The following is a 12,820-nucleotide window of genomic DNA, read 5'->3' as shown; positions in this document are numbered from 1 at the left end:
CACTGCGGCGAGCGCGTCGAAGTCGGGTGAGGGCGCCGGGCCCACCGCGCTTTCGCAGCGAGGCCTTGTCCCCACGCCGCCCGAGGCGGGACGCGCCGCGCATCACACCTGAATGGCTTCCGGATCCGTCTTTTCCAGCTCCACGGAGGCGGCGAGCAGGCCCAGCCGCGCCACCACGCCGTACATGTAGAAGCGGTTCGGCGGCGCGGCGCCCGGTTTGGCATGCGCGTCGGGCAGCGCCGTGTGTTCGAAGCCGAGCGGCACGAAATGCATGCCGGGCGCGTTCAGGTTCTGGTCGCGCTCCCGGCTGCCGTGCGCACGGTAGAAGCCGCCCACCACGTACCGGTCGATCATGTAGACCACCGGCTCGGCCACTTCGTCGCCCACGTGCTCGAAGGTGTAGACGCCTTCCTGCACGATCACGTCGTGCACTTCCAGCCCTTCCTTCGTGGCCGCCATCTTGGTGCGCTCGCGCTTCGAAAGCGCGGCGACTTCGGAGGCGTCGTGAACCGTCATCACGCCCATACCGTAGGTGCCCGCGTCAGACTTGATCACCACGTACGGCCGCTCGGAGATACCGTACTCGCGGTACTTGCGCGCAATCTTCTTGAGCACGCCATCGATCGCATCGGCCAGCGCCTCTTCACCCGTGCGCAGCTCGAAATCCACGCCCGCCACGTGCGCGAAGTACGGGTTGATCATCCACGGATCGATCTCGACCATCTTCGCAAACTTCTTGGCCACGTCGTCGTAACACGAGAAGTGAGTCGACTTGCGGCGAACCGCCCACGCGGCGTGCAGCGGCGGCAGCAGGTACTGCTCATGCAGGTTTTCGAGCACGGGCGGAATGCCGCCTGAAAGATCGTTGTTGAGCAGGATCGAGCACGGATCGAAGTTCTTGAGACCCAGCCGCCGCGGCGTGCGCTCGAGCGGCTCCAGCACGATCTTCTGCCCGTCCGAAAGTGTAATGGTGACGGGGCCTGCGATGGTTTCGTCGAGCGTGCCGAAGCGGACGTTGAGCCCCGCCTGGCGCATGATCGTGGCGAGCCGTGCCACATTTTCGAGATAGAACGCGTTGCGCGTGTGGCGCTCGGGAATCACGAGCAGGTTTTTCGCGTCCGGGCAGATCTTCTCGATTGCCGCCATGGCCGCCTGCACGGCGAGCGGCAGCACTTCCTGGGGCAGACAGTTGAAGGCGCCCGGAAAAAGGTTGGTATCGACCGGCGCGAGCTTGAAACCCGCATTGCGCAGATCGACGGAACAGTAGAACGGCGGCGTGTGCTCCTGCCATTCGAGGCGAAACCAGCGTTCGATCGCCGGCGTGGCGTCGAGGATCTTCCGCTCGAGATCGAGCAGCGGGCCGTTTAACGCCGTAACTAGATGCGGAACCATTGATCACTCGCTGACGGGAGAAAAAAGATTGTAGAGCAAATGCCTTGTGCATTTGGGGCCGCTTTCTCCGTTGGCAAGCGGGCGCCGCATGCATTGTGGCTATAGCCCTGATAGGCGGGAGGGGAAAGGAAGCAGGCGCGCGGGCGCCGTTTTGCCGGCGTCCGGGAAGAGGAGCGAAAGCGGCGGCCAGAAAAAAGCCCGCCATGAGGCGGGCCAAAGTCGCTGCGCTTGTTACTCCGTGGCGGCGGCCGGGCGGCCGCCGCGAATTCGTTTATTCGACGTGTTCGCCGTGCAGCACCACGTCCAGACCTTCGCGCTCTTCTTCTTCCGTGACGCGCAGGCCCATCACCATGTCGATCACCTTCAGCAGGATGAAGCTCAGCACGCCGCTGTAGATCACGGTGGTGAGCACGCCCTTCAGCTGCAGGACCACGCTGCCGTCTGCGCCGCCGATGTCCTTGACCGCGAACACGCCCGTCAGGATTGCGCCGATGATGCCGCCCACGCCGTGCACGCCGAAGCAGTCGAGCGAGTCGTCATAGCCGAACTTGCCCTTGAGCCACGTGGCCGACCAGAAGCAGATCACACCGGCCGCGATACCGATCACGATCGCGCCGCCCACACCCACGAAGCCGGATGCCGGCGTAACGGCCACCAGACCCGCCACGGCGCCCGACGCGATACCCAGTGCCGACGGCTTGCCCTTGGCGATCCACTCGGCAAACATCCAGCCCAGCGCGGCGAATGCGGTGGCCACTTGCGTCGTGAGCATCGCGAAACCGGCACGGCCATCCGCCGCCACTGCCGAACCCGCGTTGAAGCCGAACCAGCCCACCCACAGCATGGCGGCGCCCATCAGCGTCAGCGTGAGGTTGTGCGGAGCCATCACGTCACGGCCGTAGCCCACGCGCTTGCCCAGCACGAGCGCACACACGAGACCGGCGATACCGGCATTGATGTGCACCACCGTGCCGCCTGCGAAGTCGAGAATGCCTGCCGAGGCGAGCCAGCCGGTCGGTTCCCAGACCATGTGCGCGATCGGCGAGTAGACGAGGATCGACCACAGCGTCATGAAGACGAGCATCGCGGAGAACTTCATGCGGTCCGCGAACGCGCCGGTGATGAGCGCCGGGGTGATGATCGCGAACGTCATCTGATAGACGAAGTAGACCGTCTCGGGGATGGTCGTCGCGAGGTGGCTCACGGTGAGCGTCGTCGCCTTGTCGCCCTTGATGTAGTTCATGCCCGCGAGGAAGACGCGCGAGAAGCCGCCGATGAACGAGTTGCCCGGCGTGAACGCGAGGCTGTAGCCCACCACCGTCCAGATCACCGTGATGAGGCAGGTGATCGCGAAGCTCTGCATGATGGTCGCGAGCACGTTCTTCTTGCGGACCATGCCGCCGTAGAAGAGTGCGAGGCCCGGAATCGTCATGAACAGCACGAGCGCGGTGGAGGTCAGCATCCACGCAGTGTCGCCGGAATTGATCTTCGACGAATCCACCGAGAACGGCGCGGTCGGTGCGGCCGGAGCCGCTGCGGCGGCCGAAGCGGCCGACGCGTCGGGTGCTGCGGCGGCGCTGGCCGCCGGTGCTGCGGATGCGTCGGCAGCAGGCGCCGATGCCGGAGCCGCCGCCGATGCGTCGGGCGCGGCGCTTGCTGCCGGTTCCGATGCAGCAGCGGAAGCAGCCGCCGGCGCGGACGCGTCATCGGCCAGTGCTGCGCCGATACCGCCGGCCAGCAGCGAGCCGGCCATGAACAATGACATCAATACTTTGCGCATCTTCGTTTCCTCTTGTCTCTATATTCTTACAGGGCGTCCGCGCCGGTCTCGCCGGTGCGGATCCGGATCACTTGTTCGATCGGCGTGACGAAAATCTTGCCGTCGCCAATCTTGCCGGTACGCGCCGCGCGCTCCAGCGCTTCGATCGCCTGGTCGACGATGTCGTCGGAAACCGCTGCCTCGATCTTCACCTTCGGCAGAAAGTCGACGACATATTCGGCGCCGCGATAAAGCTCCGTGTGCCCCTTCTGCCGTCCGAAGCCCTTCACTTCCGTGACCGTGATCCCGGAGACGCCGATGGCCGACAAGGCTTCGCGCGCCTCATCGAGCTTGAACGGCTTGATGATTGCGGTAATGAGTTTCATTGAAATCCTCGCTGAAGTTGCGTAACCCTTTGCGTAACCCGCTTTTCGTGCCTTGTCCGTCGACATGCGGTACTCCCCAACCGCGTCGATGCACCGCCGGTGAGCCGGCTGTCGGTGCGCGGGGCAGTAACAGCAACTCCCATGCCAATTTACATAGCCGCATAGCCAGGGCACCTCTGCGCCCGCCGCAACGAGGCCCCTGGCCTGACGGCTAACGTGGGCCGCGCTGGGTGGCGCCACGACGCGATCGTTGCTAGAGTGTCCGCACGGTGGGCCGGGCAGCGCCCGCACCAAAGGCGCCCATAAATGTGAGATGGTCCGTTTTTCGCGCACCAAATTTGTTCATGGCGCGCCGCTCAGCACAGTCACAACGAAACTTGCACAGTCTCTGTGCAGAAAGGGGTTTGAAATGAAACAGCCGAACGACGTCTTCAACGATCTGCAGGCACGTATTGGGGAACTGCTGAAGAACTCGCCCGCGAAGGATGTGGAGCGCAACGTCAAAGCGATGCTGTCGCAAGGCTTCTCGAAGCTCGACCTCGTCACGCGTGAGGAATTCGACACGCAGACGCAAGTGCTCGTGCGTACGCGCTCGCGGCTCGAAGAACTGGAGCGGCGCGTCGCCGAACTCGAGCAGCGGCTCGCCACGGCGCAGTCCTCGTAAGGGCTCGCCAGTCGAGACCCGAGCCACGGCAAGCGAGCCGTAGAGTCATCAGCGTTTCGGAGCAGTACGGGCGTCCGTCGCCGGGCTGCTTCACCGGGAGGAAAACATGTCGCTTGCCGTGGTGCGCAGCCGCGCGCCGGCTGCTGGCCGCGCGCCCGAAGTCACGGTCGAGGTTCACCTCGCCAACGGATTACCCTCGTTCTCCATCGTCGGCCTGCCCGACCTCGAAGTGCGCGAAAGCCGCGAGCGTGTGCGCGCCGCGCTTCAGAACTGCCGCTTCGACTTTCCAGTCAGCCGCATAACCGTCAACCTGGCTCCCGCCGACCTGCCCAAGGAATCGGGGCGCTTCGATCTGCCCGTCGCGCTCGGCATTCTCGCGGCAAGCGGCCAGATTCCCGCGGAATCGCTGGTCGGGCGAGAGTTCGCCGGAGAACTCTCGCTTACAGGGGCGTTGAGGCCCATGCGCGGCGCGTTCGCCATGGCGTGCGGCACGGCCCGCAGTGGTGCCGGCGCCGAGGGCAGAACGCCCGAGCTATATCTGCCCGCGTCGAACGCGACCGAGGCCGCTCTCGTGCCGGGCGTCGCGGTGTTCGGCGCTGCGGATCTGCCTTCGCTCTGCGCGCACCTAGCCGGCGCGGCGGACGCGCGCCTTTCGCCCGTCGATACGCCGGCGCTGCCCGACACGCCCCGCCACGCAGCGCCCGACATGGCCGACGTGATCGGCCAGCGCGGCGCGCGCCGTGCGCTCGAGGTCGCCGCGGCCGGCGGCCACCACATGCTGATGATCGGGCCTCCAGGAGCCGGCAAGTCGATGCTCGCCGCGCGCTTGCCGGGACTCCTGCCGCCCATGACCGACGAAGAAGCGCTGAGTTCGGCCGCCCTGTTGTCGTCGAGCATGCTCGGCTTCTCGCCGCATCAATGGCGGCAGCGGCCGTTTCGCGCGCCACATCATTCGTCGAGCGCCGCCGCGCTGGTGGGCGGTCGCAATCCGCCGCAGCCCGGCGAAATCACGCTCGCGCATCTCGGCGTGCTGTTCCTCGATGAATTGCCCGAATTCGATCGCCACGTCCTGGAGACACTGCGCGAGCCGCTCGAAGCCGGCCGTATCACGATCTCGCGCGCCGCGCTGCAGGCGGACTTTCCGGCCGCCTGCCAGCTGGTGGCGGCCATGAATCCCTGCCCCTGCGGCTGGCGCGGCGATCCGGGCGGCCGATGCCGCTGCACGCCGGATGGCGCCGCCCGCTACATGCGCAAGCTGTCGGGACCGCTTCTGGACCGCATCGACATCCAGATCGAGATTCCCGCCCTTAGCGCGACGGAGCTCGCGGGGCGGGCCGCCGCACCGGGCGAGCCCAGCGCGGCCATTGCCGCGCGTGTTCGCGCTGCACGCGAGCGGCAGTTGGCTCGGCAGGGAAAAACCAATCGCGAACTAGCCGGACGGGAGGTGGACGAAGTCTGCGAAACGGACGCAGAAGGCGAAACGCTGTTGCGGGAAGCAGGCGAGCGCTTCGGCTGGTCGGCGCGTGCGTATTACCGCGTGCTGAAGGTGGCGCGCACCATCGCCGACCTGGCCGGCGCCGGCCGGCTCACGGCCGCGCACGTCGCCGAAGCGGTGCAGTACCGGCGGACGGCGCTATCCGTATGAAGGCAAAAAGAGCGTGTCAAGACTTGACTTATGCACAAACACAGCTATAGCCCTGCCTGAGTCAAGTTTTCTCGCCATTCGTCGGGCAGCACGACGAAACACATTGATTTTATTGATTTTTCGTACACGCCCCGATTTGCATGCAAACTGACAGAAAGCCCACGGGACGGGCCTTCCGGCGAATTTGGGCCGAGTTCTCAACAGAGTTATCCACATCGAACTCCGCGCATCGAAAAATCCCCGTGAAATCCGAGCATTAGCGTACAAAGCTGCCAAGGAACCTTCATTTAACATATTGGTCTACGGTATGTTCATACGCCTTTTGGCAGCCCGTTTAGTGATCAGTACAGCTTGAAGGACCCGAAAAACTGATCGATCTGTTCGGGCGCCGGCTCCCTGCTCGCGATCACCGCGGCCTGGTACACGTGCGTTCCTCTGGCCACCAGCCGCACGTGGATCGTTCGCGGCTCCTGCTTCGGTCCCGCCTTCCCGCTCAACGTCATTTCGAAGCCCGGCACGGCACCGCCAGCGGCGAGCGGAATCTGCACCACCCGGCCGTTCGGCGCCACGCCAACGTTGTGCGCCATACCGTTGCGCAGGAAGTCGAGCGCTTTCTGCTGTAGTTGCGGGTCGCTGGCGGGCAAAGTGAGGGTGCCCACCGCGAAGACTGTCTGGTCGGCCTCGGCGGTCTGCATGTGCATCTGCATGGACGTACCGTCGATGTCGACGCGCCGGTCGTCGGTACCGGGCCGCGCCGGCAAGTCCACGGTGTAGCCGCTGTCGTTGTTCATTACCGTGCGCCAGTCGTACGTGGGCGTGCAGGCCAGCAGCGCCCCCGCGGCAAGCCCACAACCTGCCAGCCGCAGGAGCGGTTTCAGTGAGGAGCGCGCCAGCGAGCGGAAGCGCCATACAGTCAGCAGCGGGCGGCGTTTGGCGCCGGTCCGGGCCGATCCTGTTTGCGACAAAATGAAGCGTGATGAAAACAACCGGAAAGCCAGGAGAAATGCAGTACGAAACATGAGATGCGCCAGCGGTACGTGAAGCCGAAATGGCATTATCCGCTGCCGGTCGGCATTCTGCCGCGGTCGCGGATTGCCGCTAGAATGAGCGGGTTAATCGCGTTGAGCGCCGCGCAGCGGCGAGCCGAGGTTCCATCCATGAGTCAGACACCTGTTTCCATTCGCCGTACCAGCCCAGTGCGGTACATCGCGGCGGCCATTGTCGCTGGCGCCATTGCCGTCGCCGGCTATTTCGCCTTCAATGCCCAGCAGCACGCGCCCGACGCGACCTTCACGCTGTTGTCCGGCCAGAAGGTCTCCACGTCGGAGCTGAAGGGCAAGGTCTATCTGGTCAATTTCTGGGCAACGAGCTGCACGACCTGCATGCACGAGATGCCGCAGATGGTCCAGACGTACAACCGCTTCAAGAGCCAGGGGTTGGAGTTCGTGGCCGTGGCGATGAACTACGACGCGCCCATGTACGTCGCCAACTACGCGGAAACGCGCAAGCTGCCGTTCAAGGTGGCACTGGACGACGGCTCGGCGGCCAAGCAGTTCGGTAACGTGCAGCTCACGCCAACCACGTTCGTGATCGACCGCAACGGCAAGATCCTGAAGCGTTATGTCGGCGAACCGCAGTTCGCCGAGCTCGACCAGTTGCTGGAAAAAGCGCTGAGTACCTGAGGCGTCGCCCCACCTGCACGCGGCGGCCGGCGAATACGCACCGCGGCGCTGCAATCAAAGACAAATCCAAAGCCTCTTTAACCAAAACGCCGGCCCCCAAGCCGGCGTTTTCGTTTTCGGTCACCCGCCACGCTCGCCTTCCGCTCGCGCCGCGAGCCCGTATCGCTTGATTTTCTCGTAGAGCGTCGCCTTGCCGAGTTGCAGGCGGTCCGCCGCAGCCGCCACCGCGCCGCCGCACTGCGCGAGTGCGTCTGCGATCACCGCGCGCTCGAACTGCTCTACCCGCTCCTTGAGCGACAGCGCATTGGCCTCGCCGTCCGATGCCGCGAACGAATCCTCTGTCACCCCCAGCACGTAACGCTCTGCTGCGTTGCGCACCTCGCGCACGTTGCCCGGCCAGTCGCGCTGCATCAGCGCGAGACGTTGGCGCTCCGTCAGAATGGGCGCGGGCCGCTGGTAGCGCACGGCCGCTTCCAGCAGGAAGTGTTCGAAGAGCGGCACGATGTCTTCGCGACGTTCGGCAAGCGGCGGCAGTGAAATCGTCACCACGTTCAGGCGATACAGCAGGTCGCGCCGGAACGTGCCGGCCGCTACCAGCTCCAGCATGTCGCCCTTGGCGGCGGCCACCACACGCAGATTCACGCGAATCGACTGGTTCGAGCCGAGTCGCTCGAGCACGCCGTCCTGCAGCACCCGCAAGAGCTTCACCTGGAGTGAAAGCGGCATGCTCTCGATCTCGTCGAGGAACAGCGTGCCGCCCGATGCGTGCTCGAGCTTGCCGATGCGCCGTTTGGCGGCACCGGTGAAAGCGCCGGGCTCGTAGCCGAACATCTCGGATTCGAACATCGGCTCGGGTAGCGCGCCGCAATTCAAGGCGATGAAGGGCTTGTCCTTGCGCGGCGACATCTCGTGCAGGCTGCGCGCGACGAGTTCCTTGCCCGCGCCCGTGTCGCCGTTGATCAGCACGGACGCGTCGGTAGGCGCAACGTTGGCAATGAGCCGGCGCACCTGCTCCATGGCCGGACTGCGGCCGATGATGCGCGGCGCCACGGCGTTCTGCCCCGCCAGCTCGCGGCGCAGGGCGAGGTTTTCGAGCATCAGGTTGCGCCGCTCCAACGCGCGGCGCACCGTCTCGGTCAGCCGCTCCGAGGGAAACGGCTTTTCGATGAAGTCGTACGCGCCGTCGCGCATGGCCTGCACGGCCATCGAAATGTCGCCGTGACCGGTGACGAGGATCACAGGCACATCGGGCGCGCGTTCGCGGCAGTGCGCGAGCAGATCCAGCCCGCTTGCCCCGGGCAGCCGGATGTCGCTCACGATCGCACCGGAAAAGTCCGCGCTGATCGCACCCATCGCCTCTTCCGCGGACGCATAGCCGACCACGTCGAAGCCGGCCAGCTGCAGGCTTTGCATGCCGGCGCGGCGCACGAGTTCGTCGTCCTCGATATACAGCACCTGCAAACCTTCTTTCACCATGATTCGTTCGCCATCCTGGTTCATGAGCTCGCCGCCAGCGCGGGCTTCGGCACGGCGGCACGCGGCAGCGTGAGCACGAAGAGCGCGCCGCCTGGGCCTTCCGTCGCGTTTTGGGCAATCAGTGAACCGCCGCAGTCGCGCGCAATCGACGAAGAAATCGCGAGACCCAGGCCCAGCCCTTGCCCCATCTCCTTCGTCGTGAAGAACGGCTCGAAGAGCCTCGGCAGCACGTCTTCCGGGATGCCCGGGCCGTTGTCGCGCACGCAGAACGCGAGCGTCGCGGGGTTGCTTGCGTCGATGCATACCTCCATGTGCGGCGTCGGCATGCCGGCCACCGCGTCCAATGCATTGCCGATCAGATTGATCAGCACCTGCTCGAGCCGCAGATCGTCGCATTGAGCGACGAGCGAAGTGCTTTCGTCGGCCCCTTCGGCGTTGAGATCGAAGGCGCGACGGACCGGCGCGGCGGCTTGCGTGCCCGCGTCGGATCCGGCCTCGGGCGCTTCGATCAGCGTCACGTCCAGCACGATCTGTTCGAGCCGTTTCTGCAACACCGACAGCGCATTGCGCAGTGCTCGCGCCACCGGTGCCCGCGCGCTGCGCGGCCGCGCCCGTCCCACGAACAGCTTCAACTGGTTCGTGATCTTGCCCATACGTTCGGTGAGCGAAGCGATCGCGAGCAGATTCTCGCGGGCCGAGCCGTAATCGCCGCGCTCGAGCAGCAGCCGCGTGTTGTCCGAGAACGTACGCAGCGCGGCGAGCGGCTGGTTGAGTTCGTGCGTGATGCCGGCGGCCATCTGGCCCAGTGCGGCAAGTTTGCTGGCCTGCACGAGTTCGTCGTGCGCGGCGCGCAGTTCCTGCTCGGCGCGCGTGCGCTCCGAGACTTCTTTCTTCAACTGCTCGTTGGCCTGCGAGAGGTCGACGGTGCGTTCGGCCACGCGTTCGTTGAGTTCCGCGTACGCCTTCTGCAGCAGCGCGCGGCTGCGCATCACCTCGCGCACGCGCGCGCGGCGCATGCGCCAGTAGAACGCGAGCAGACACAGCGACACGTAGCCGAAGCCCGTCACGACAGTGGTATTGCGGGCGTCGGCGTCGACGGCATCGACCGGCGACATCGTGACGAGGTGCCAGTCAGGCTCGCCCACCGCGCGGCGCGTGGCCAGGTAGCGGACGGCACCGCGCCCGCCGCCCACGCGCACGATGCGCGCGTCGTCTTCGAGCACTTGCTGCACGGTCACCGGCAGCGGCGTGATGTCTTGCTGCGCGTACTGGCGCGTCTGATAGATCGAGTCGGCCACGGCACCGGAGAGCGGCCGCACGGTGTGGTATTTCCACGCCGGGACCGAAGACAGGAAGATCACGCCGTGGTCGTCGGTGACGAAGAGCGGCTCGGACACGTCCGTGCCCGGAAACCATTCGAGATTCAGCTTGACCACCGCGACGCCCACGATGCGGCCATCGCGCAGCACCGGCTGCGAAATGTAGTACCCCGGATCATGCGAGATCGTACCGATGCCGAAGAAGCGGCCCACGCCGCCCTTGATCGCCTCGATGAAATACGGTCGGAAGCGGTACTCCACGCCGGCGAAACTGTCCGGCCGCTGCCAGTTGCTGGCGGCGACGCAGATACCGTCGGCGCGAATGATGTAGGTGGTGGTGGCCCGCGCGTGGCGGTTCACATCTTCGAGATAGCGGTTCGCGCGCTCCACGAGCGCGGAACCGGGGTTCGGCGTGACGAGCGCCTCCTGCACCGCGGGATGCCCGGCCACCAGGTACGGCAATGATTCATAGCGTTCCAGCGTGCTCTTGAGCGCACTGGTGAGCCGGTCGCTGCGCACGGCGGCGTTGCGCCGCAGGGTGTCGATACCGTGCTGCCACGTGACGATCCACGTGAGCGCGCACGCTGCGGCGAGCCCGGCGAGAAGCGCGAAGAGGATCAACAGGCGGCGCGTCACGGCAGCGGATTCCAGAGGGTGATACCCGCTCATTGTGGCATATCCGGACACGCCGCCCGAGGCGTGCTGCGCGGGCGCCGCGGCCATCCGGCACGGCGCCGCGTCATTCATGGCATCAGGCTCCGGCAGTCTCGCTGACGGCCACTTCGCCCAAAAGACCGGCACGCAATTTCGAGCGGTCCAGTTCCTTTTCCCATGCCGACACCACCACCGTCGCCACACCGTTGCCGATGATGTTCGTCAGCGCGCGACATTCGCTCATGAAGCGGTCGATGCCGAGAATCAGCACCATGCCCGAGAGCGGAATGGTGGGCACCACGGCGAGCGTCGCGGCGAGCGTGATGAAGCCCGCGCCCGTCACACCGCTTGCGCCCTTGGACGTGAGCATCGTCACGGCGAGCAGCGTGAGCTGCTGAGTAAGCGTGAGGTCCGTGTTGGTGGCCTGGGCGATGAAGAGCACGGCCATCGTCATATAAATGTTGGTGCCGTCCAGGTTGAACGAGTAGCCGGTCGGCACGACGAGGCCCACCACCGAGCGCGAGCAGCCGAGCTTTTCGAGCTTCTGCATGAGTTGCGGCAGCGCCGCCTCCGACGAACTCGTGCCCAGCACGATCAGCAGTTCTTCCTTGATGTAGCTGACGAAGCGGAAGATGTTGAAGCCCACGGCGCGCGCGATGATGCCGAGCACCACGATCACGAACACGGCGGCCGTCAGATAGAACGTGCCGATCAGCTTCAGAAGCGGCAGCAGCGAGCCCACGCCGTACTTGCCGATCGTGAAGGCCATCGCGCCGAACGCACCGATGGGCGCGAGCTTCGTGACGATACGCACCACGCCGAACAGAACGTTCGAAATGCCTTCGATGAAGTCCGTCACCACGCGGCCGCGCTCACCGAGCGTGGCGAGCACGCTGCCGAACAGCAGCGCGATCAGCAGGATCTGCAGAATTTCACCCTGAGCGAACGCCGAGAAGAACGTGTCGGGGATGATGTGCATCAGGAAGTCGACCGTGCTCTGGCCATGCGCCTTTTCAGCGAAGGACGCAACCGCCTTGCCGTCCAGCGTCGCCGGATCCACGTTGAAGCCAACGCCCGGCTTGAGCACGTGCGTCGCAATCAGACCGATGAGGAGCGCGAACGTCGAGACGATCTCGAAGTACAGCAGCGCCTTGCCGCCCACGCGACCGACCTTCTTCATGTCCTGCATGCCGGCGATGCCGGTCACGACGGTGCAGAAGATGATCGGGCCGATCACCATCTTGATGAGCTTGATGAACGCGTCGCCGAGCGGCTTCATGTCGATGGCGAGCGCCGGCGAATAATGTCCAAGAACGATGCCGATGACGATCGCGGCGATCACCTGGACGTAGAGCACTTTATAAAAGGGTTTCTTCACGATGGTTCCTGCGGGTGTTGCTGCACATGGGGAGCCGATGGCCGGCCGCCGCGTCGCGTACGGGTGCATGAAGGCTCGTCGGGACGCAGCGCATAGGCCGCGACAAGACGACGATTCAGAAGTACCGGGAAGGGGTTTTGAGCATCGGTTGTCTCCTTGCTTTAGTTGTGAGGCCGTTGCGGCCGCAACTCTTCTTTGCAAGGGCGATGCCAGTTGCGTAACGGCTTTATGCCACTGATTTCATTAATGTTTTTTGGAAGACCAGCAAACATCCGTCCGGGTTTCCGGAAATCCGGACGGGCCCTATCCGGCTTTCCGGAAACAACGACGGCTGCACGCACACAAGAGCACGCGCGCAACACGAGAGCAAAGAAAACGGGGAGAAGAACAGAAGCCGGCTCGAGCGAAAAAGCGAGCGGGCAAAAAAAATGCCTTCCCGGTGGCGGGAAGGCATGCGAAGGAGAA

Annotated in this window: 10 protein-coding genes; 3 read left to right on the top strand and 7 right to left on the bottom strand. The window is 64.9% G+C overall.

The features are described from left to right. Positions 1 to 102: 102 nt before the first annotated feature. The 3 genes from gshA to U0042_RS20680 all read right to left on the bottom strand — a co-directional run bounded on the left by gshA (position 103) and on the right by U0042_RS20680 (position 3,537). Complete coding sequence (gshA, locus tag U0042_RS20690; RefSeq protein ID WP_114809369.1) at positions 103 to 1,392, bottom strand: glutamate--cysteine ligase; 1,290 nt, start codon at positions 1,390 to 1,392, stop codon at positions 103 to 105. A gap of 271 nt (positions 1,393 to 1,663) precedes the next feature. Further along, positions 1,664 to 3,172 (bottom strand): ammonium transporter, encoded by a 1,509-nt coding sequence (locus tag U0042_RS20685; protein ID WP_114809370.1) that lies wholly within the window; start codon positions 3,170 to 3,172, stop codon positions 1,664 to 1,666. 26 nt (positions 3,173 to 3,198) lie between these two features. Next, complete coding sequence (locus U0042_RS20680; RefSeq protein WP_006048089.1) at positions 3,199 to 3,537, bottom strand: P-II family nitrogen regulator; 339 nt, start codon at positions 3,535 to 3,537, stop codon at positions 3,199 to 3,201. 409 nt (positions 3,538 to 3,946) lie between these two features. Between U0042_RS20680 and U0042_RS20675 the strand changes: the two genes are divergently transcribed. Both U0042_RS20675 and U0042_RS20670 read left to right on the top strand, forming a co-directional pair. Continuing rightward, positions 3,947 to 4,201: an accessory factor UbiK family protein gene (locus tag U0042_RS20675; RefSeq protein WP_114809371.1), complete on the top strand. Its 255-nt coding sequence runs from the start codon at positions 3,947 to 3,949 to the stop codon at positions 4,199 to 4,201. A 106-nt stretch (positions 4,202 to 4,307) separates the two neighbouring features. Further along, positions 4,308 to 5,846 carry a YifB family Mg chelatase-like AAA ATPase gene (locus tag U0042_RS20670; RefSeq protein ID WP_114809372.1) on the top strand — a complete coding sequence of 513 codons (1,539 nt, stop codon included), beginning with the start codon at positions 4,308 to 4,310 and terminating at the stop codon, positions 5,844 to 5,846. A gap of 341 nt (positions 5,847 to 6,187) precedes the next feature. Here the strand turns inward: U0042_RS20670 and U0042_RS20665 are convergent, their stop codons facing one another. Continuing rightward, entirely contained in the window at positions 6,188 to 6,865 is a 678-nt protein-coding gene (locus U0042_RS20665; RefSeq protein WP_232833229.1) for a hypothetical protein, read from the bottom strand. A gap of 138 nt (positions 6,866 to 7,003) precedes the next feature. Between U0042_RS20665 and U0042_RS20660 the strand changes: the two genes are divergently transcribed. After that, the gene (locus tag U0042_RS20660; protein WP_114809521.1) at positions 7,004 to 7,528 is read left to right on the top strand and encodes a peroxiredoxin family protein; all 525 of its coding nucleotides are present in this window, start codon (positions 7,004 to 7,006) and stop codon (positions 7,526 to 7,528) included. Between the two features lie 120 nt (positions 7,529 to 7,648). On the opposite strand, the gene U0042_RS20655 is transcribed toward U0042_RS20660, so the two are convergent. From U0042_RS20655 to U0042_RS20645, 3 genes are read right to left on the bottom strand one after another with little or no spacing between them, the layout of a single operon-like run. Beyond that, a complete protein-coding gene (locus tag U0042_RS20655; protein ID WP_198665229.1) occupies positions 7,649 to 9,004 on the bottom strand; it encodes a sigma-54-dependent transcriptional regulator in 1,356 nt (451 codons plus the stop codon). 20 nt (positions 9,005 to 9,024) lie between these two features. Beyond that, positions 9,025 to 11,070, bottom strand: coding sequence for an ATP-binding protein (locus tag U0042_RS20650; protein ID WP_114809373.1), 2,046 nt, complete (start codon positions 11,068 to 11,070; stop codon positions 9,025 to 9,027). Between the two features lie 4 nt (positions 11,071 to 11,074). Then, positions 11,075 to 12,358, bottom strand: a complete 1,284-nt coding sequence (locus U0042_RS20645; RefSeq protein WP_114809523.1) for a dicarboxylate/amino acid:cation symporter — start codon at positions 12,356 to 12,358, stop codon at positions 11,075 to 11,077. Positions 12,359 to 12,820 lie beyond the last annotated feature (462 nt).

Origin of the sequence: Paraburkholderia kururiensis (genome assembly GCF_034424375.1) — a bacterium.
Classification (GTDB): Bacteria; Pseudomonadota; Gammaproteobacteria; order Burkholderiales; family Burkholderiaceae; genus Paraburkholderia; species Paraburkholderia kururiensis_A.
Note: the sequence above shows the minus strand (reverse complement) of the source record. Positions and strands in the feature narration are given on the sequence as shown.